This window comes from Streptomyces rectiverticillatus (assembly GCF_013394065.1).
In the GTDB taxonomy this organism is placed as follows: Bacteria; Actinomycetota; Actinomycetes; order Streptomycetales; family Streptomycetaceae; genus Streptomyces; species Streptomyces rectiverticillatus.
In genome coordinates, this window is the sequence record NZ_CP040752.1 from 5,833,417 (window position 1) to 5,852,857 (window position 19,441).

Genomic DNA, 19,441 nt, shown 5'->3' on the forward strand with positions numbered 1-19,441 from the left:
CCGATGCTGCCAGGGCGGATACGGTTAGAGCGTGCAGGCAGCAAACGAATCACCGGGGCGTCGGGCCGGCCGGCTGCACAGGGCTCGCGTCCTGTACCGAAATGTCTCGAAACGCAGGATGGCGTGGCTTCTTCTGAAGGACACGGTCAACTCCTGCATCGAATACCGCGTGACCGGGCTCGCGGCGGAGGCCGCGTTCTTCACCCTGCTGTCGCTGCCGCCGCTGCTGCTGGGCCTCCTCGGCCTGCTGGGCTACCTGGACGACTGGACCGGTACCAACACCATCGGCTCCATCCAGGAGAACATCCTCAAGGCGTCCGCGACGGTCCTCAGCGACAAGGGCGTCAACGAGATCGCCCGGCCCCTGCTGCGGGACGTCACCAAGGGCCGCCCCGACGTCATCTCCGTCGGCTTCGCCATCGCGTTGTGGTCCGGTTCGCGCGCCGTCAACGTCTTCGTCGACACCATCACGATCATGTACGGGCTGGAGGGCAAGCGCGGCATCGTCCGGACCCGCCTGCTCGCCTTCCTCCTCTACATCGTCGCCCTGCTCATCGGGGCGGTGGCGCTGCCGCTGCTGGTCGCCGGGCCCGAGGCGGTGGTGGACGTCGTGCCCTGGAGCGCCGACGTCGTGCGCTTCCTGTACTGGCCCGTCGTCATCCTGCTGTGCATCGCCTTCCTCACCACGCTCTACCACGTGTCCGTGCCGGTCCGCTCGCCCTGGCAGGAGGACATCCCCGGGGCGCTCGTCGCGCTGACGATGTGGGTCTTCGGCAGCTTCCTGCTGCGGATCTACCTCACCCACACGGTGGAGGGGCTGACCATCTACGGCTCCCTCGCCGCGCCCGTCGCCGTGCTGCTGTGGATCGGCGTCTCGGCCTTCGCCGTGCTCGTCGGCGCGGCCGTCAACGCCGCGCTCGACCGGGTGTGGCCGTCGGTGGCCACCGCCGCCGCGCGGGCCGACGTCGACCGGCTCCGGGCCGCGGCCGCGGCGCAGGAGGCGGCCGAGCGCGCGGCCCGCGCCCTGGAGGCGAGCCTGGAGGACGACCTCGACGACTACGGCCCGGACGAGGGCGTGATCGGCCAGGACCGCGAGCCGCCCTCGGAGTTCCCGGAGCGGTGGGCCCAGTTCCTGCCCCCGGACGACGTCCGCTCCCGCCTCCAGAAGGAGGGCCACCAGCCCAAGCACGCGCGGCACGCGAAGCGGCGCGACTAGAGGACTAGAGCAGGCGACGAGCAGAGAAGCAGGGAAGCGACGAGCAGAGAAGGCGACGGGAAAAACCTTTCGCGCACGCCCGTGCGCCCCGCTTAAGCTCACCCCAGCGCGAAGGACGCGTGTTCCCAGGAGAGGAGGCGAGGACCGATGACTGTCACGGCTCGCACCCAGCAGAAGTCCGTCACCCCCTCCTCCTTCTCCTTTAAGGAACACCGTCTTGACCGAGCTCTCACACCCTCTCGCCCCCTACGGCTGGGACGAAGGGTTCGCTGACAGCTTCACCGCATTCACCGCACACGCCGCCGGGGGCGCCGTCCCCGGCCGCATCGTCCGCGTCGACCGGGGCCGCTGCGACGTCGTCGTGCCCGCGCCGGACGGCACCGGCGTGCACACCGTGCAGGCCGACACCGCGCTCGTCACCACCGGCGACCCGCTGAACATCATGTGCACCGGCGACTGGGCCGCCGTCGACACCGACCGCGAAATGGTGCTCGCCCTGCTGCCCCGCCGCAGCGCGTTCGTACGCTCCACGTCCTCCAAGCGCTCCGAGGGCCAGGTCCTCGCCGCCAACGTCGACCACGCGATCATCGCGGTCTCGCTGGCCGTGGAGCTGGACCTGGGCCGCGTCGAGCGGTTCCTGGCCCTGGCCTGGGAGAGCGGCGCCGAGCCGATGGTGGTCCTCACCAAGGCCGACCTCGTGCCCGACCCCGTCGTCCTCGGCCACCTCGTCGCCGACACGGCCACCGTGGCGCCGGGCGCCCAGGTGCTCGCCGTCAGCGCGGAGACCGGCGAGGGCGTCGACGTCCTCGCCGCCTCCCTGACCGGGGGCACGTCCGTGCTGCTCGGCCAGTCCGGCGCGGGCAAGTCCACCCTCGCCAACGCCCTCGTCGGCGAGGAGGTCCAGGGCGTCAACGCCGCCCGCGACCGGGACGGCAAGGGCCGTCACACCACCACCACGCGCAACATGCTCAAGCTGCCCTCCGGCGGTGTCCTGATCGACACCCCGGGGCTGCGCGGCGTCGGCCTGTGGGACGCGGAGAGCGGCCTCTCGCAGACGTTCGCCGAGATCGAGGAGCTGGCCGCCCGCTGCCGGTTCCACGACTGCGGGCACGCCGCCGAGCCCGGCTGCGCCGTCCTCGCGGCGGTCGACTCGGGGGAGCTGGGGCAGCGGCGCCTCGACAGCTACCGCAAGCTGCAGCGCGAGAACGCGTGGATCGCCTCCCGCACCGACGCCCGGCTGCGGGCGGAGATCCGCCGCGACTGGAAGCAGAAGTCGGCGGAGGGCCGCGAGGCGTACGCGCGCAAGCGGGGCGTCGGCCTGTAGGCACGGGTTCCCCGCTCCGGGAGCCTTGCCGTACCGTACGGCCCGGGCAGGTCCGGCACCGCCGGGGTGCGCCCTCGTGGCTGGGTGCCGTCGCGGCGGGGTACTTCTCCGCCGCGACGGCGAGATGTCGGGCGGCGGCTGTCGGCGGTGCCGGGCTGCCGTCGGCCCTCGGCCCCCGGCCCTCGTGCCCCAGGGCCCGAGTAGCGCGCCCGGGGCGGGGAGGCCGCCGCCGCGCCCCCGAAGGCCCCGTCCGATTTCCGCCAGTCGCACGCGGCTCCGTGCCGCAGACTGGACGCATGGACGACGAGGCCCGCTACCAGGCGGTACACAGCAGGGACGCCCGCTTCGACGGCGAGTTCTTCCTCGCCGTGAAGACCACCGGCATCTACTGCCGCCCCAGCTGCCCCGCGGTCACCCCCAAGCGCCGGAACGCCTGCTTCTACCCCTCGGCCGCCGCCGCGCAGGGCGCCGGATTCCGCGCCTGCCGCCGCTGCCGCCCAGACACCGCCCCCGGCTCCGCCGAGTGGAACGTCCGCGCCGACCTCGTCGGCCGCGCCATGCGCCTGATCGGCGACGGCGTCGTCGACCGCGACGGCGTCGCGGGCCTCGCCTCCCGCCTGGGCTACAGCGCCCGGCAGGTGCACCGCCAGCTCACCCAGGAACTCGGCGCCGGCCCCATCGCCCTCGCCCGCGCCCAGCGCGCCCACACCGCACGCGTCCTGCTGCAGACCACCGACATGCCGGTCACCGGGATCGCCTTCGCCGCGGGCTTCGCGAGCGTGCGCCAGTTCAACGACACCATCCGCGAGATCTACGCCGCCACCCCCAGTGGCCTGCGCGGCTCCAGGAGTCGCCGCCCCGCCGGCGCAGGCATACCGCTGCGGCTGGCCCACCGCGGCCCCTACGCCGCCCCCGAGATCTTCGACTTCCTGCAGCGGCGCGCCGTCCCCGGCGTCGAGGAGGTCCTCGGCAGCGAGGGCGCCCGCCTCTACCGCCGCACCCTGCGGCTGCCCTACGGCACCGGCGTCGCCGAGGTCCACGAACCCCGCCCCGGGGCCGGCCGGCACGGACCCTGGCTCGACTGCCGGCTCCACCTCACCGACCCCCGCGACCTGGCCACCGCCGTCCAGCGCGTACGCCGCCTGTTCGACCTCGACGCCGACCCCTACGCCGTCGCCGAGCGGCTCGGCGCCGACCCCCTGCTGCGCCCGCTCGTCGAGGCCCGGCCCGGCCTGCGCTCGCCCGGTGCGGCCGACGGCGAGGAACTGGCCGTGCGCGCCGTGCTCGGGCAGCAGGTGACCGTGGCCGCCGGGGCACGCCTCGGCGAGCGCCTCGTCGCCGCCTACGGCAAGCCGCTGCCCGCCCCCGACGGCGGCCTCACGCACCTCTTCCCCGAGCCCGCCACCCTCGCCGACGCTGCACTCGACGAGCTCGGCATGCCCGACGCCCGCAAACGCGCCCTGCGCGCGACGGCCACGGCCCTCGCCGACGGCACCGTCCGCCTCGACCCCGGCGCGGACCGCGAAGAAGCGGCCCGGGCCCTCCTCGGCCTCCCCGGCATAGGCCCCTGGACCGCCGGATACATCCGGATGCGGGCCCTCGGCGACCCCGACGTCCTCCTCGGCGACGACGCCGGCGTCCGCCACGGCCTCGCCGCGCTCGGCGCGGAACCCGGCGCCGCCGACGCCTGGCGCCCCTGGCGCAGCTACGCCCTCCACCACCTCCGGCACCTCGCGGCCACGGCCGCCCCGACCCGCAAGGAATCCTGACCATGACCATTCTCTACAGCGAGATCACCAGCCCCCTCGGCCCGCTCCTCGTCACCGGCCGGCCCTCCGCCGGCGCCCCCGGCGGGACCGCCATCGCCTCCCTGTCCGTACCCGGCCAGAAGAACGCCCCCGCCGTGGCACCGGGCTGGCAGCGCGACACCGCCGCCTTCGCCGAGGCCGAGCGGCAGCTCACCGCCTACTTCGCGGGCGAGTCCCGGGAATTCCGCCTCGAATTCGCCGCGGAGGGCACGGAGTTCCGCCGCCGCGTCTGGGACGCCCTGGACGCCGTCCCCTACGGCGCCACCACCACCTACGGCGAGCTCGCCGCCCGCATCGGCGCCTCCCGAGCCGCGGTCCGCGCGGTCGGCGGGGCCGTCGGCGCCAACCCGCTGCTCGTGCTGCGCCCCTGCCACCGGGTGATCGGTGCGGACGGCTCGCTCACCGGCTACGCGGGCGGCCTGGACCGCAAGCGCACCCTGCTCGCCCTCGAAGGCATCGGCGGCATCGGAGGCATCGGAGGACCCGCAGGCCGGTGAGCCGGAGCCCGGCCCGGGTCCCGCCCGGGTCCCGCCCAGGCCCCGGCCCCCGGCTGCCGCCCCGCTCCCGGCTCACCCGGCGGTGACCGCGCCGATCCACATCCCCACCACGAGCAGGCACGCGAACAGCTCCACGAGGACGCTCGTGCCCACCGCCCGCATCACGTTCCGGGTGGACGCCCACGCCGCGCTGTGCCCGCCCAGGCGCCTCCGCTCCACGCCGTAGAGCCCGGCGATGAACCCCGGGACCGCGCCCAGCACCGGGACCACGAAGAAGCCGGCGATGCCGCAGGCCCCTGCCACGAGGAAGGCGCGGCGCGTGACGCCCGCGCCCCGGAGGCTGCGGTGCGGCAGCAGCCAGCCGACGGCCCGCTCCAGCAGCAGCACGCCCGTCGCCCCCGCCAGCACGGCCCAGGCGAGGGCGGTCCGGTCGGTCATCGACCACCACAGCACGCCGGCCCACACGATCGGCGGCCCCGGCACGCCGGGGGTGACGACGCCGAGCAGGCCGAGCAACATCACGAGGCCGACCAGGACCAGCTGCCACGTCCCCATGCACCAAGGTTGCCGGAAGCCGGGCGGCGGCGCTCCCGGACGATTGCGGCCACCGTGGCCGAGATGCCCACGGGGGTCCGCGTCAGCGGCGTGCGGTCCAGCCGTGCGCGGCGGCGTGCCAGCCCAGCTGCAGCCGGGTGGTCACCCCGGCCAGCTCCATCAGCCGCTTCACCCGGCGCTGCACCGTGCGCAGCCCGAGTCCGAGCTGCTTGGCGACGCTCGCGTCGGTCAGGCCGTCCATCAGCAGTGACAGCACGGCCAGGTCGAGCGCGTCGGGACCGGCCGCAGGGCCGTCGGCCGCGCGCCGGGCCGCGTCCGCACAGACCCGGAAGGGGAGGGCCTCGTTCCAGATGTCCTCGAACAGGTTCACCAGCGACGCGAGGAGCGGACCGGGGTGGACGACCAGGGCCGCCGGCTCGGACAGCTCGGGAAGCGCGGCGATCCCGGCCGTGCGGGGGGTGAGCGGAAGCAGGGCAACTGCGCGGTCGGCGATCACCAGTTCGGCGGGAATGCGCTCCGCGACGCGCATCAGGGCCGGATCCCCCGAATCCGGCAGCGCGGCGAGGCCGGCGCGTTCGACGACGGTGCGGTGGGGTATGCCGGACGCTGTGTCCGATGAAACGGCTGAGCCGTCCGAGCCGCCCGAGCCCTCCGGTACGGCCCTGTCGGCCGTCCGCCAGGGTCTTCCCGCCAGCAGTGCGCATATCTCCACGGAGGCGCCGCGGCGTATGCGCAGCAGCCGTTCGTCAACACAGCGTGCGCCCGTCACCAGTTCCACACCACTGTGTCCCGCGGGCTGTTGCCGTTCCCTTTCGGTCCCTCCGCGACGGCCCATCTCCCGGACTGCGGCAGGCCCTTCCAGTCCAATGGCACCGAGCACACGACATCCCTCCCCGCGACCGCTTTTCGACTCGGTCATCATCCCCGGGTGAGGTCTGCCGTGCACTCTTCCCGTATGCCCAAGAGTATGGACAATAAGGGCATGAGCCAGCAGGGGGACCCGCACACCGGCCAAGAGGACGCCTGGTGGGGCGAGTTGTACGACAAGAATGCACCGGATATCGGCACCGCCGCCGGGGACGACAGCAGCCTGGACGAGCGATTCACCTCCGCCTCGGCGGTGGTGAGGGCCGAGGCGGGCGGTGAACGGCCGAAAAGGGCGCAGAGGACGGTGAGGGCGCCGAGAGCCGAGCCTCCCGATCCACCGCGGCCCCCGGATCCCGTCGCGGTTCCCCCGAGCGGGCTTCCATCGCTGCCGAAGGGATATGGGGCACCCCGTTCGCGCGGAGTGCCCGGGCGTTCCGAATTCACGCCCCCGCCGCCCGGAGCGGAACCTCCGCCCGAACTGCCCCCGCCTTCGCGCGCGGAGCGGCTCGCCGACGGGCCCGTGCCCGGCCGGGCGGCCAGGGTCCCCCTGCCGAGGATTCCGAAACCTCCGGATCTCCATTCGGCGGGGCTCCTTCCGGAACTCCTGGAGAAACCGCAGAAGTGGCGCAAGAGCGACCCCCGCAGGCAGGCGGAGGTACCGCGGCAGCCGGGGCGGCCCTCAGGCCCGGAGCGGCAGGACCCCCGGAGCCGCGCCGACGGCCCGCCGGAGGAGCGCCCGGATCTGCCGCCGGGATCCCTGGGGGCATCGGGCGGCCCCGCCCGGACGGCCGGGCGTGAGCCGGACGGCACGGCGGCCCCGGCCCCGGACCGCTCCAGGCGCCCCGCCCGCCCCGTCGCCGGGGAACGCCCCGGCCGCCCGGCCCGTTCGGACCGCTGCGAAGGCGCGGACCTCTTCTTCGGCGGCGACCGCCGGACCCGCTCCGAACGCAGCGCCGGCGCCGACCGCTCCGGCCGCCCGGACCGCTCGGCACGGGTGAGCCGCTCCGACGCCTCGGCCGCTCCCGACGCGGAGCAAGCGGACCGCCCCGATCGCACGGATCGCTCCGGCCGCTCGAACCGTTCCGCACCGGCGAGCCGTACGGGGCGGGTTGACCGCACCGATGCCCCGGCCGGTTCCGAGCCGGTGGAGTATCCGGACGCTCCGGAGGCGGTGAACCGCTTCGACAGCGTGGAGGCCCAGGGCCGCCCGGACCGCTCCGTACAGGCGGGCCCGTCCGAGGGTGCGGACCGTGCTGATTCCCCGGACGCTTCCGAGCAGGCGGGCCGCTTCGACGGCGAGGCCGCCCGGAGCGGCCGCCCGGACCGATCCGACTGTCCGGACGCTCCCGGCCGTTCGAACCGTGGCGCGCAGGCGGGTCCGTCCGAACGGGCAGGAGGCTTCGACTATCCGGATGTTTCCGAGTCGGCCGAGTGCTCCGACGGGGGTGGGGATGCTCCCGGTCGTCCGGGTCTTCCCGAAGCCGACGGCCCGGACAGGCCGGACGGCCCCGCCCGGTCGCAGGCACCCTCGCTGCGGGAGCCTCAAGGCGGATACGAGGGGACGGGCGAGCCGGGGCTGCCCGAGCGGGCCAAGCGTGCGGCGCGGCTCGAACGGCCGACCCGGCCGGTGCGGGCCGAGCGCCCCCTGCGGCCGCCGCGGCGTCCCCTGCCCGAACCGCCCGCCCCGCAGCCCCGGCACCGCCTGGAGCCGCCGGAGCTCCCCGAGCCGTACGAGCGCCCGGAGTTCTCCGGGATCCCCGCCCAGCAGCGCCCGGAGCTCCCGGAGCCCCGGGAGGAGCCCCCGGCCCCGGCCGTGCCGGCCCGGAGGGCGCCCGGGGCGAGCCCCGCCCGCATCGCGGCGCGAGACGCCCGGCCGGCCTCCCCCGAGCCCGGCGGCGAGCCCGCCGAGCCGGTGGAGCCCGCCGCCGGGGCGGCCTCCCTGGAGCCGGCCTCCCGCCCGCCCGTCGTCTCCCGCGAATCCACGCCGCCCCGGCACCACCCCCTGGCCGCGCCTCCGCAGCCGGCGGGACGGGCGGGCCGCGCGGCGGAGTACGTCGGCGAGCGTCCGCCCACGTACGACGCGGAGCCGACGGCCTGGCCCGCCGCCGACCCGCAGGACCTGGACGGTCTTGTGCCGGACACGGTCCTGGACGGCGCGCAGTACGGCGCCGTCACGCTGCGGGCCCTGTCCCTGCGCGGCGACTCCGCGCGCTACCGCGGCGAGCCCCGGCGCGACGCGCTGCTGACCGCCCGCTTCGGTGAGGGGGAGGCCGCGCTGCTGCTCGTGGCGATGGCCGGCGGCCCGCGCGGTTCGAACGTGGCGCCGCGCGCGGCGCGGGACGCCTGCGCGTGGCTGGCCGGCGCCGTCGGCCGCAGCCACGCCCGGCTGGCCGACGATATCCGCGGCGGCCGGCGCGGCGAGCTGAAGTCGGGCCTGCACCGGCTCACCGACCGCTCCTACGGGCGGCTGCGCGCCCGCGCCGCCGAACTGGGCCTGCGGCCGGACGAGTACACGGCCACCGTTCGCTGCCTGTTGCTGACCGCCGACCCGCAGTGCCGTACGCGCGTGTTCTTCGGCGTCGGCGCGGGCGGCCTGTTCCGCCTCCGGGACGGGGTCTGGCAGGATCTGGAGCCGGACCCGCCGGCGGAGCGCACGGGTGAGCCGGTCATCGGCTACGGCTCGGCCCCCGCCGACCTGATGACGATGGACCTCGGCATTCCGACGCCGGGCCTCACGCCGCCCGTGGAGCCCGCCGAGGCCCCGCCGCCGGGCGAGCCCTTCCGCTTCCGGGCGTCCGTGGCCCGGCCCGGGGACACCCTGATGCTGTGCACGGCGGGCCTCGCCGATCCCATGCGCGGCGAACAGGAGCTGGGCGGCCGGCTGGCCGAGCGCTGGGCGGGCGAGCGCCCGCCGGGGCTCGCGGCGTTCCTCGCCGACACCCAGCTGCGGGTCAAGGGATACGCCGACGACCGTACGGCGTGTGCCCTCTGGGAGGCGTAACCGGGCCGGTTCCGGGGCGGGGCGGTGACGTGGTCACCGCCCCGCCCGGTCGTTTCCGGGCCCGGTGCGGCGCAGCGGTGGCGGCAAGGTACGGACCGGCGCGCCGGGAATTCCCTCCAGCCCTGCACAAATTCCCGGACCGGTGCACGCCAACGGCATATTCGCGCACCGCACAAGAGGCTCCGGGATTTTGGTCATATCACCATGTTGATGGCTCAACAGGCGTTGTCCAGCGTGGTCCGGGGCATGCATTGCGGTGAGTGAGCGCGAGCGTGTTCGAGGCCGGGGCGCCGGGGAGGGGTCGGGGCAGGGAGGATGAAACGGCAGGCAGCAGGCCGGGCGGGCGCGGAGGGCTACGCGGGGGAGCGGGAGGAGCGTACGGACCACAGGAGCGGTTTCGGGGACGGCGCGGCGCATTCCGGGCCGCTATTCGAAAGGAGGCTCCGCCGCCGGGATCTCACCGGAGTCCGGGAAGTCCGGGCCGAGTTGCGGCGCTTTCTGGCCCGCTGGGGCGCGCCGGGCCGTGCGGAGACCGCCGAGCTGCTCGCGAGCGAGCTCGTCACCAATGCGCTGGTGCACACCGACGGGGGCGCCGTGGTCAAGGCCGCGTTCACGGGCGCGGCGGGCACGGCGTTCACGGGCACGGCGGGCCGCGCGAAGGGGCGGCTGCGCGTGGAGGTGCGGGACTTCATGGCGGGCCATCCCGCGCTGGGCGGCCCGGGCACGGACATCGGTCCTCCGGTCGGGGACGTCGTTCCGGAGATGAACGACATCGAGAAGGCGGCGACGTCGGGGCGGGGGCTGCTGCTCGTCCACGCCCTGTCGGACGGCTGGGGCGTGCGCGCCCACGGCGTCGGGAAGTCGGTCTGGTTCGAACTGGCCGCCCAGGAGCCCTGAACCGCCGCTGCGCGACGACCCAGGGCTCAGGGCTCAGCCGAACTGCCGCTCGATCTGGGCCAGCTTGGCCTCGAGCGAGTCCAGGCGGGGGATCGCCTGGGTGTCGTCCTCCGCGGTGAGGTCGATCGGATCAGGGCGGCCGACCGCCTGCAGCGGACGTGCACGGACGGGAAGTTGTCCCTGGTCGACTATGGAAGGGTCCGACCCGATCTGCGCCGGCTGTGCGGCGGCGGGCACGGCGGGCCCGCCGACCTCGACCTGCCGGCCGCCCCGGACCCGGCCCCACACCCGGTTCTGCCGGTTGTACGCCTTGAGCCGGGCGCGCTCCAGCTTGCCGGCCTCCCTCCTGCGGGCTCTGGCCTGCTCCCGCTGCCGTTTGTCCTCGCGGACCTCCTCCACGGCCTCGTCCAGCGAACGGACACCTTCCAGGAGCATCAGGGACCAGGCGCCGAAGGTCTCGCGAGGAGCCCGCAACCAGCGGACCATCCGGATCTGCGGCAACGGCCTGGGCACCAGGCCCTGTTCGCGCAGCGCGGCCCGGCGGGTCTGCTTGAGCGCGCGGTCGAAGAGGACGGCCGCCGACAGCGACATGCCGGCGAAGAACTGCGGTGCCCCGGCGTGGTCCAGGCCCCGCGGCGCGTGCACCCAGTTGAACCAGGCGGCCGCGCTGGCGAAGGTCCACACGAGCATGCGCGAGCCGAGCGCGGCGTCACCGTGGCTCGCCTCGCGCACCGCCAGCACCGAGCAGAACATGGCGGCCCCGTCGAGGCCGAAGGGCACCAGGTACTCCCAGCCGCCCGTCAGCCCCAGGTTCTGCCGCCCGAACCCCACGAGGCCGTGGAAGGAGAGGGCGGCGGCCACCGCGGCGCAGCAGAACAGCAGGACGTACGAGGCGCTTCCGTAGATGGCCTCCTTGCGCCGTCTGCGCTCCTCGTTGCGCTCCCAGGAGTCCGCGCCGCCTCCTGCGTCGTCCGCGCCGTGCCGGCCGCGTGCGAGCACCGTCACCGCCACCACGGCCCCGGCGAGCGCCACGACACTGGGGAGCATCCAATTCAGCGGTATATCGGTCACTCTCATCTTGCGTCCCTTGCATAGCTGTACAGCCTTTCGCGCGCCATCCTCGCGGAATCGGCGCGTTCGCCAAGGGGTTTCGCGCCAACTGCCTGCCAATGGAGGGCAACGGCATACGGATAGGTGCGAAGAAATTCGAACGTCATTAAGGGAAGAGGGAATTGCGTTCCCTTCACCTCACCCGATCGAGTGGTGTGAGGCCGGTCAGCTTACGGACAGCCGCTGTACCCGGTCCGTGTCGCACGTACGGGGGCAGGTCGTACAGGCGTCCTCGGGACGCACGGTGTAGAAGAGGCAGCAACTGACGCGGTCACGGGTCGGGATCGGCTCTCCCAGGCGGCCGGTAAGCATCCGGAAGGCCGCGCCGCCGGCGTACGGCGGCGTCACCCCCGGCAGCAGCAGGGCCAGCTCGCGGCGCGCCCGTTCCTCCTCGCCGAGCAGCTGTCCCACATACCACAGCGATTCGGCCAGTTCGTCCGTCACCATGCCCCACAAAGCGCGCGGACCACGCCGCATCCGCGGCTGGAAGCCGACCAGCACGGGTGTGAAATGCGCGGCAATGGAAGCGCGGACTTCCGCGCGCAGCGCCTCTTCGCCGGGGACGGTCCGGGCGCCCGGCAGGCCGGCGGCCGGGTCGCCGGGCAAACACGCGAACTCCGCCGCCCGGGCCGTCATCCGGCCCAGGGCGCGGTGGAAGGAGACGTCCCCGGCGGACAGCCGCGGCACCCTGCGGTGCAGGAACCAGGGGACGGTGACGAGCAGGCAGGCCGGCCACGCGTAGCGGTGCAGGCCGACGCTCGCGACGACGTCGGGGCGGGCCTGCGCGCCGTGGTCGCGCCGGATCTGCTCGTCGTCCCACGCGAGGAAGGCGTCCAGCTCGCCACCGCCTTCCGCGAGCCCCGCGGCGCTCACCCAGCCCTCGCCGGTGCACGGGGGCCCGGCGGTCACCGAAAGGGCGGGGAAGACCTCGGCGAGGCGGGTGTAGGAGTCCGAGAGCGGGGGCGGGGCAGTCGGGGCGGACGTCATGCGGGACCACCGAATCGCGATCGTTCTACGGGTAAGGCTTACCTTACCCCGGTTGATCGGGGTTTGAACTGCCGGAGGGGCCGCCTATGGTTCAGAAAGGACATCAGGAGGACCCCAATGGAGCAGGGAAGATCCCGCACCGCCCCGCCGCCGGCCGCGGGGCCGTTCGCCGGCGTGCCGGCGCAGGCCGCGCGCGGCGAGGCCGTTCCCGCCGCCGCTCCTGCCGGCGGCCGTGCCGGTGTCCGCGGCGAGGGGGCCCGCGGCGAGCACGTCCACGCCGAGCAGGAGTACTCGGCGTACGGGGGCCGCTGTGGCGCGCCCGCGCCCGTTCCCGCCCCCAGGCTTCCCCAGCGTCACTCCGTGCGCGGGCAGGTGCTGGACGCCCTGCGCAAGGCCCTCGTCAGCGGCGAGCTGACGCCGGGGGAGGTCTACTCCGGCCCGGCGCTCGGCGAGCGCTTCGGCGTGTCGGCGACGCCCGTGCGGGAGGCGATGCAGCAGCTGGCTCTGGAAGGCGCCGTCGAGGTCGTGCCCAACCGCGGCTTCCGCGTCACCTCGCGCACCGCCCGCGACCTCGCCGAGCTCGCCGAGGTGCGCGCCCTGCTGGAGGTCCCGGTGCTGTTGCGGCTCGCCCGTACGGTCCCGGCCGCCCGCTGGGACGGGCTGCGGCCGCTCGCCGAGGCCGCGTGCGTGGCCGCGGCCACCGGCGACCGCGCGCTCTACGCCGAGGCCGACCGCGCCTTCCACCGCGCGCTCCTGGGCCTCGCGGGCAACCGCCAGCTGGTCGCCGTCGCCGACGAGCTCCACCGCCGTGCGCAGTGGCCGACGGCCCACGGCCGGCCGCACCGTGCGGCCGACCTCGTCGCCGACGCGGCCGAACACCACGCCCTGCTGGCGGCGCTGGCCGCGCACGACGTGGAGCGGACCGAGGCACTGGTGAGGGGCCACTTCGCGGGAGCGGAGTGAGCGGTGCCGGCACCCGGCGCCCGAAGGACGCCCGGGCGACGGCTTGCGGGTAGGCGACGGCTTGTGGGTAGGCGACGGCTTGTGGATCCGCGCCGCCGGGGCTCGGCGGATCAGTGGGGCCCCGCGGATCAGTGGGACTCTGCGATCAGTCCGGGCTCGTCGCCGTGGTGGTCAGCTGTTCCGCCAGCCAGCCCGGGACGCCGCCGAGCAGCCGGACCAGCCGGGCGGCCTCCTCCCGCAGCCGGGCGGCCTCGCGCGGGTCGTCCAGGACGGCGGCGAGCGAGGCCAGTGCCGGGGCGATGCCCACCAGATAGCCCAGCTCTTCCCGGATGCGAAGCGACTCGGCGAAGCCGTAGCGCGCCTCGGCGAACCTGCCCTCGTGCTCGGCCATGGCCGCCACGTGCCGCCAGGTGAAGGACAGCAGCAGGCGCTGGCCCTGCGCCGTCGCCCCCGCGTGGGCGCGCTCGAAGGCGGCCGTCGCGTCGGACGGGTTGTCCGACAGGTGCTGGGCGATCAGGCCGCGGCGGAAGTGCAGCAGGGGGCGGTTCGGTGACCCCGGCGCGAGCAGGGCCGCGGCCCTGCCCAGGGCCGAACGGGCCTCGTCGGCCCGGTCGCGGACGCCCAGGAGGGTGGACGCGTAGGCCAGGTGGCCGCGCTCGCAGGCCGCCGCCCCGCGCTCCTCGTCGTCCGTGGCCAGGGCCTCCGCCGCGCGCAGTGCGTCCTCGGCGGCTCCCCAGCCCTCTTTGGTGAACATGCACCGCTCGGTCAGCACCGCCGCCCGCTGCAGGGCCGGCCCGGGCTCGGCGGCCGCGCGCGGTGCGAGCAGGGCCGCGGCGTCGTCCCAGCAGGCGCGTGAGCGCAACCGCCACACGGCACGTTCCAGTGGATCGTCCCCCCGCGGATCCCCGCCCTGCGGTCCCCGCGGCTCCGGCAACCCCGCATTACGCATGGCGGTGTCCGCCACAGTGCCCTCCCCAAGCGCGCCGTCGAGCTGGAAGCCGTGACCGCATCTCAGCACGAAGACGAGGGCCCGGCCAAGGGTCAGGTGTGAACCAATTCACAAATGCTCTCCCAGCGGTACGTGCACATTACCAAGAGTGAGCGGCTCCTGAGCGCGGCAGCGCTCATATGCGCTACCGGGAAATTCGCTGGATCACCCCGCCGGGCGGCTGCCAGGATGACGGCGGCCCGCACGCGTGCGTGCCGCGAAGCCCCCACCCACCTCGGGAGACACGCCCATGCGCCAGAGCCTCGGTGACCCCCAGCGCCCTGACCGGACGACTCCTTCCGAGGACTTCTTTGCGTACGCACACCCTGCTCTCCGGGCTCTGCCTGCCCGTGCGGCCCGTTCTGAACATCGGCGTCCTCGCGCACGTCGACGCGGGTAAGACGAGCCTGACCGAGCGCCTGCTCTTCGACACCGGCGCCATCGACCGGCTCGGCAGCGTCGACGCCGGCAGCACCCGTACCGACAGCGGCGAGCTCGAACGCCGCCGCGGCATCACCATCCGCACCGCCGTCGCGCCCTTCCGCGTCGGGGGCCTGCGCGTCAACCTCGTCGACACCCCCGGCCACAGCGACTTCATCGCCGAGGTCGAGCGCGCCCTCGGCGTCCTCGACGCCGCGGTCCTCGTCCTGTCCGCGGTCGAGGGGGTGCAGGCACAGACGCGCGTCCTGATGAAGACGCTGCGGCGGCTGCGCCTGCCCACCCTCGTGTTCGTCAACAAGACCGACCGCGCGGGCGCCCGGGAGGCGGAGACGCTCGCCGCCGTCCGCCGCAGGCTGACCCCGCACGTGATTCCCATGAGCACCGTCCGCGGCATCGGCACCCCCGGCGCCCGCACCGTCCCCGGCTCGTACGAGGACCCCGCCTTCCGCGAGGCCGTGGCCGAGGTGCTGGCCGAGAACGACGACGCGCTGCTCGCCCGGCTGGTCGACGACCGGCAGGTGACGCCCCCCGAACTGCGGGAAGCCCTCGCGCGGCAGACCGCGCGCGGCCTCGTCCACCCCGTCTACTTCGGCTCGGCCGTCTCCGGCGAGGGCGTGGCGGACCTGATCGACGGCATGGTGCGCCACCTCCCGCCCTCGCGCGGCGGCTCCGGCGCCGAGGCCACCGGCACGGTCTTCGCCGTCGAGCGCGGGCCCTCCGGCGCGAAGACCGCCTACCTGCGCCTGTTCTCGGGCGCGGTCTCCGAGCGCGACCGCATCACGCTCCACCGGCAGGAGGCCGGCGGCGGCCGCACGGAGCACACCGGCCGCATCACCTCCCTCGTGGCGGTCGAGGCCGGGGCGCCGGGCACCGTACGGCGCCGCGCCACGGCCGGCGACATCGCCCGGATCAGGGGCCTGGCGGAGGTCAGGGTGGGCGACCGCCTCGGCCCCGCGCGCGAGGGCGCGCGGACGCCGCACTTCGCCCCGCCCGGCCTGGAGGCGGTGGTCAGGCCCGTGCGCCCCGAGGACGCGGCCCGGCTGCACGCCGCCCTCACGGCCCTCGCCGACCAGGACCCGCTGATCGGCACCCGCGCGCTGCCGGCGGGCGGCGGCACCTCTGTGCTGCTCTACGGCGAGGTGCAGAAGGAGATCGTCGCGGCGACGCTCGCCGGGGAGTTCGGCGTCGACGCGGTCTTCGAACCGAGCAGCACCGTCCACCGCGAGCGGGTCACCGGCACGGGCGAGGCGTACGAGGAGATCGGCCGGCACGGCGGTCACGCCTTCTGGGCGACGGTCGGCCTGCGCGTCGAGCCGGGCGCGCCGGACTCCGGCACCGTCTTCCGCCGCGAGACCGAACTCGGCGCCCTGCCTCCCGCCTTCGACCGCGCGATCGAGGAGAGCGTCCACCACACCCTCGCCCAGGGCCTGTACGGCTGGCCGGTCACCGGCTGCGTGGTCACGCTGACGCGCTCGGGCTTCGCGGCGCCGGTGAGCACCGCCGCCGACTTCCGCCGGCTCACCCCGCTGGTCCTGATGGCCGCCCTCGCCGAGGCGGGCACGCGGGTGTACGAGCCCTGCCACTCCTACGAGCTGGAGGCCCCCGCCGACACCCTGAGCGCCGTCACGGGCCTGCTGGCCGGGCTCGGGGCCGACATCCACGACACGGCGGCCGGCCCGGAGGTGTGCGTCCTCAAGGGCACGATCCCGGCCCGCAGCGCCCCCGCCGCCGAACGCCGCCTGCCCGCCCTGACCCGCGGCGAGGGCCTCTGGTGGACCCTCCCGGCCGCCGACCGTCCCCACGACGGCCGCCCGCCGGTGCGCCCGCGCACGGACGGCAACCCGCTCAACAGGGCCGCGTACCTGCGGCATCTGACGGCGGCGCGGAACGGGGCGCCGCCGGACGCGGCGGACGGGCCGGACGCGGCCCCGGCGTAGACGGCGCGCGGCGCCGCGGGAACGGCTTCCCCGCGGCGCCGCGCCGGTGGCCGGTCGTCCTGCGGCGCCGCGCCGGTGGTCCGCCGTCCTGCGGCTCAGCCGGTGCGCACCGGGGGCGCCGGCGCCCGCCGCGGCTCGCGGTGGATCGGCGTCCGTACGCCCGTCAGCGGCGTGCCCGTGCCCCCGTGCCGGAGCGCGACGATCTCCGCCGCGATGGACAGGGCCGTCTCCTCGGGGGTGCGCGCCCCCAGGTCGAGCCCGATCGGCGAGCGCAGCCGGGCCAGGGCGCGCTCGCCGACGCCCGCCTCGCGCAGCCGTCCCAGCCGGTCCTCGTGCGTGCGGCGCGAGCCCATCGCGCCGACGTAGGCGACCGGCAGCCGCAGGGCCCGCTCCAGCAGCGGCACGTCGAACTTGGGGTCGTGGGTCAGCACGCACAGGACCGTCCGGGCGTCGAGCGCCCCGGCTGCCTCCTGGGCGTCCAGGTAGCGGTGCGGCCAGTCGACGGCGACCTCGTCCGCTTCGGGGAAGCGCCCCGCCGTCGCGAACACGGGCCGCGCGTCGCACACCGTGACGTGATAGCCCAGGAACTTGCCGGCCCTGACGAGCGCCGCGGCGAAGTCCACCGCCCCGAAGACGATCATGCGCGGGGGCGGCAGGCACGACTCCACGAGGAGGGTCACCGGATCCCCGCAGCGCACCCCGGCCGCGCTCTCCGCGCCCACCGTCACCGTCCCCGTCCGGCCGGCGGCCAGCAGCGCGGCAGCCTCCGCGGCGGCCGCCCGGTCCAGCCCACCGGACTCCGCGAGCGCCCCCGCGTACGTGCCGTCCATCCGGACGAGCAGGGCCCGGCCCAGCAGCCCGTCCGGGCCCGCGACCACCCGGGCGAGCGCCACCGGCTCGCCCGCGGCGGCCGCTGCCAGCGCCTCGGCCAGCACGGCGCGCCCGGGAGCGTCCGGCGGGACCGGGACGACCAGTACGTCCAGGACGCCGCCGCAGGTCAGGCCCGCGGCGAAGGCGCCGTCCCCGTCCGGGTGCTCACCCGGACGGCCGAACCGTTCCCGCACGCTCTCGCCGCTCTCCAGCGCGGCGCGGCACAGCTCGTACACCGCGCCCTCCACGCATCCGCCCGAGACGGAACCGACCACCGTGCCCCCGGCGTCTACGGCGAGGGCCGCGCCCGGCTGCCGGGGCGCGCTGCCCTCCACGGCGACCACCGTGGCGACGGCGAACGCGCGCCCTTCCCGGCACCAGCGGTGCAGCTCCTCGGCGATGTCCAGCATGACCAGCCACTCCTTACTTGACGCCCAGCCAGTTCTCGATCGGGTGCAGGGCGAAGTACCCCGTGAACACGGCCGTCAGCAGCCACATGAAGACGCCCGGCTCACGCCACCTGCCCTGGGCGGCCTTGATCGCCGTGTAGGCGATGACGCCGGCGCCGACACCCGCCGTGATGGAGTACGTGAACGGCATCAGCACCACCGTCAGGAAGGCCGGGACGGCGATCGCCCGGTCGCTCCAGTCGACGTGCCGGGCGTTGCTCATCATCATCGCTCCGATGACGACGAGCGCGGCGGCGGCGACCTCGCCGGGCACGATGCGCGTCAGCGGGGTGAAGAACAGGCAGGCGGTGAAGAACAGCCCGGTCACGACGGACGACAGGCCCGTCCGGGCGCCTTCGCCGACACCGGTCGCCGACTCGATGAAGACGGTCTGCCCCGAGGCCCCCGCGACCCCGCCGATCGCGCCGCCCGCGCCGTCGATGAAGAGCGCCTTGCTCAGGCCCGGCAGCCGGCCGCGCTCGTCGGTCAGCCGGGCCTCGGTGGCGACGCCGATGATCGTGGCCATGGCGTCGAAGAAGCCGGCCAGGACGAGCGTGAAGACGATCATTCCGACGCTCATGACGCCCAGTGACCCCCAGCCGCCGAACTCCACGTGCCCGAGGAGGGAGAAGTCCGGCAGGGACACGGCACCGCCCTTGAGCTCGGGCGCGCCGCTCTGCCAGGCGGCGGGCCCCGGGGCGGCCGCGGCGTTGACGACGACGGCCAGCACCGTGCCGACGACGATGCCGATCAGGATCGCCCCGGGGACGTCGCGGGCCTGCAGCATGAGGACGGCCAGCAGGGTGACGCAGAAGACCAGCACGGGCCAGCCCGCCAGCTCGCCCGCGGGGCCGAGCGTCACCGGTCCGCCGCCCTTGGAGGCGTGCACGAAACCGGCCTTGACCAGCCCGATCAGGGCGATGAACATGCCGATGCCCATGGTGATGGCGTGCTTGAGGGCGAGCGGTATCGCGTTCATGATCAGCTCGCGCAGGCCGGTGACGGCCAGCAGCACGATCACCGCGCCGTACAGCACGCACATCCCCATGGCCTGCGGCCAGGTCATGTGGGGCGCCACCTGGGTGGAGAGCACCCCGGAGACGCCCAGCCCGGCGGCCAGGGCGAGCGGGACCTTGCCGACGAGGCCCATGAGGAGGGTGCAGACCGCCGCGGCGAGCGCGGTGGCCGTGATCAGTCCGGCGTGCCCGAGCCGGTTCCCGGCGGCGTCCGGGCCGGACAGGATCAGGGGGTTGAGCAGGAGGATGTAGCACATCGCCATGAAGGTGGTGATGCCGCCGCGCACCTCCCGCCCGACGGTGGACCCGCGTGCGCCGATGTGGAAGTAGCGGTCGAGCCGGGAGGTGCCGGCGGAGCGGTGCGGGCCCGCGCCCGCGTCCTGCGCCGCGCCTCTCGGCTCCACGGTTGGCTGGGTCATGAGTGCCTGCTCCCATGGTCCGGGTGGGTGGTTCGGCTGCACGACCCGGGGGACGGCCCGAGACGAAGGACGGCACGTCACCGGCCGCTGGGGGGT

Annotated in this window: 15 protein-coding genes; 8 read left to right on the plus strand and 7 right to left on the minus strand. The window is 75.2% G+C overall.

Annotation, left to right across the window (positions count from 1 at the left end; translation table 11 throughout):
* Positions 1-31: 31 nt before the first annotated feature.
* From FGW37_RS25410 to FGW37_RS25425, 4 genes are all read left to right on the plus strand, one after another.
* Entirely contained in the window at positions 32-1,216 is a 1,185-nt protein-coding gene (locus tag FGW37_RS25410) for a YihY/virulence factor BrkB family protein (protein ID WP_179083167.1), read from the plus strand.
* 217 nt (positions 1,217-1,433) lie between these two features.
* On the plus strand, positions 1,434-2,540 hold the full coding sequence (rsgA, locus tag FGW37_RS25415) for a ribosome small subunit-dependent GTPase A (RefSeq protein WP_179083168.1): 1,107 nt from the start codon (positions 1,434-1,436) through the stop codon (positions 2,538-2,540).
* A gap of 296 nt (positions 2,541-2,836) precedes the next feature.
* Positions 2,837-4,309 (plus strand): DNA-3-methyladenine glycosylase 2 family protein, encoded by a 1,473-nt coding sequence (locus FGW37_RS25420; protein ID WP_179083169.1) that lies wholly within the window; start codon positions 2,837-2,839, stop codon positions 4,307-4,309.
* A 2-nt stretch (positions 4,310-4,311) separates the two neighbouring features.
* Positions 4,312-4,845 carry a methylated-DNA--[protein]-cysteine S-methyltransferase gene (locus FGW37_RS25425; protein WP_179083170.1) on the plus strand — a complete coding sequence of 178 codons (534 nt, stop codon included), beginning with the start codon at positions 4,312-4,314 and terminating at the stop codon, positions 4,843-4,845.
* 72 nt (positions 4,846-4,917) lie between these two features.
* Here the strand turns inward: FGW37_RS25425 and FGW37_RS25430 are convergent, their stop codons facing one another.
* Both FGW37_RS25430 and FGW37_RS25435 read right to left on the minus strand, forming a co-directional pair.
* Positions 4,918-5,400 (minus strand): DUF456 domain-containing protein, encoded by a 483-nt coding sequence (locus tag FGW37_RS25430; protein WP_179083171.1) that lies wholly within the window; start codon positions 5,398-5,400, stop codon positions 4,918-4,920.
* An 82-nt stretch (positions 5,401-5,482) separates the two neighbouring features.
* Positions 5,483-6,169 carry a helix-turn-helix transcriptional regulator gene (locus FGW37_RS25435; RefSeq protein WP_179083172.1) on the minus strand — a complete coding sequence of 229 codons (687 nt, stop codon included), beginning with the start codon at positions 6,167-6,169 and terminating at the stop codon, positions 5,483-5,485.
* Positions 6,170-6,688: 519 nt separating this feature from the next.
* Between FGW37_RS25435 and FGW37_RS34210 the strand changes: the two genes are divergently transcribed.
* Complete coding sequence (locus tag FGW37_RS34210; RefSeq protein WP_425506591.1) at positions 6,689-9,268, plus strand: protein phosphatase 2C domain-containing protein; 2,580 nt, start codon at positions 6,689-6,691, stop codon at positions 9,266-9,268.
* A 486-nt stretch (positions 9,269-9,754) separates the two neighbouring features.
* Complete coding sequence (locus FGW37_RS25445) at positions 9,755-10,165, plus strand: ATP-binding protein (RefSeq protein WP_343067189.1); 411 nt, start codon at positions 9,755-9,757, stop codon at positions 10,163-10,165.
* 33 nt (positions 10,166-10,198) lie between these two features.
* On the opposite strand, the gene FGW37_RS25450 is transcribed toward FGW37_RS25445, so the two are convergent.
* Together FGW37_RS25450 and FGW37_RS25455 are read right to left on the minus strand one after the other, a co-directional pair.
* Positions 10,199-11,242, minus strand: coding sequence for a DUF2637 domain-containing protein (locus FGW37_RS25450; protein ID WP_179083174.1), 1,044 nt, complete (start codon positions 11,240-11,242; stop codon positions 10,199-10,201).
* Between the two features lie 198 nt (positions 11,243-11,440).
* Positions 11,441-12,262 (minus strand): (2Fe-2S)-binding protein, encoded by an 822-nt coding sequence (locus tag FGW37_RS25455; protein WP_179083175.1) that lies wholly within the window; start codon positions 12,260-12,262, stop codon positions 11,441-11,443.
* 117 nt (positions 12,263-12,379) lie between these two features.
* Here FGW37_RS25455 and FGW37_RS25460 point away from each other — a divergent pair, with 117 nt between their 5' ends.
* Positions 12,380-13,225 carry a GntR family transcriptional regulator gene (locus FGW37_RS25460; protein ID WP_179083176.1) on the plus strand — a complete coding sequence of 282 codons (846 nt, stop codon included), beginning with the start codon at positions 12,380-12,382 and terminating at the stop codon, positions 13,223-13,225.
* A gap of 145 nt (positions 13,226-13,370) precedes the next feature.
* Here FGW37_RS25460 and FGW37_RS25465 read toward each other — a convergent pair whose 3' ends face one another.
* Positions 13,371-14,174, minus strand: a complete 804-nt coding sequence (locus tag FGW37_RS25465; RefSeq protein ID WP_179084904.1) for a hypothetical protein — start codon at positions 14,172-14,174, stop codon at positions 13,371-13,373.
* A gap of 350 nt (positions 14,175-14,524) precedes the next feature.
* Between FGW37_RS25465 and FGW37_RS25470 the strand changes: the two genes are divergently transcribed.
* Positions 14,525-16,591, plus strand: a complete 2,067-nt coding sequence (locus FGW37_RS25470; RefSeq protein WP_246430551.1) for an elongation factor G — start codon at positions 14,525-14,527, stop codon at positions 16,589-16,591.
* A 95-nt stretch (positions 16,592-16,686) separates the two neighbouring features.
* On the opposite strand, the gene FGW37_RS25475 is transcribed toward FGW37_RS25470, so the two are convergent.
* On the minus strand, positions 16,687-17,871 hold the full coding sequence (locus FGW37_RS25475) for an XdhC family protein (protein WP_179083178.1): 1,185 nt from the start codon (positions 17,869-17,871) through the stop codon (positions 16,687-16,689).
* A gap of 13 nt (positions 17,872-17,884) precedes the next feature.
* A complete protein-coding gene (locus FGW37_RS25480; RefSeq protein WP_179083179.1) occupies positions 17,885-19,345 on the minus strand; it encodes an NCS2 family permease in 1,461 nt (486 codons plus the stop codon).
* Positions 19,346-19,441 lie beyond the last annotated feature (96 nt).

What these genes read in the sequence shown, in the direction of transcription:
- FGW37_RS25420 (WP_179083169.1), top strand. Translation starts at nt 2,837, where the DNA reads ATGGACGACGAGGCCCGCTACCAGGCGGTACACAGCAGGGACGCCCGC.
- FGW37_RS25475 (WP_179083178.1), bottom strand. Translation starts at nt 17,871, where the DNA reads ATGCTGGACATCGCCGAGGAGCTGCACCGCTGGTGCCGGGAAGGGCGC.
- FGW37_RS25455 (WP_179083175.1), bottom strand. Translation starts at nt 12,262, where the DNA reads ATGACGTCCGCCCCGACTGCCCCGCCCCCGCTCTCGGACTCCTACACC.
- FGW37_RS25480 (WP_179083179.1), bottom strand. Translation starts at nt 19,345, where the DNA reads ATGACCCAGCCAACCGTGGAGCCGAGAGGCGCGGCGCAGGACGCGGGC.
- FGW37_RS25425 (WP_179083170.1), top strand. Translation starts at nt 4,312, where the DNA reads ATGACCATTCTCTACAGCGAGATCACCAGCCCCCTCGGCCCGCTCCTC.
- FGW37_RS25450 (WP_179083174.1), bottom strand. Translation starts at nt 11,242, where the DNA reads ATGAGAGTGACCGATATACCGCTGAATTGGATGCTCCCCAGTGTCGTG.
- FGW37_RS25465 (WP_179084904.1), bottom strand. Translation starts at nt 14,174, where the DNA reads ATGCGTAATGCGGGGTTGCCGGAGCCGCGGGGACCGCAGGGCGGGGAT.
- FGW37_RS25460 (WP_179083176.1), top strand. Translation starts at nt 12,380, where the DNA reads ATGGAGCAGGGAAGATCCCGCACCGCCCCGCCGCCGGCCGCGGGGCCG.
- FGW37_RS25430 (WP_179083171.1), bottom strand. Translation starts at nt 5,400, where the DNA reads ATGGGGACGTGGCAGCTGGTCCTGGTCGGCCTCGTGATGTTGCTCGGC.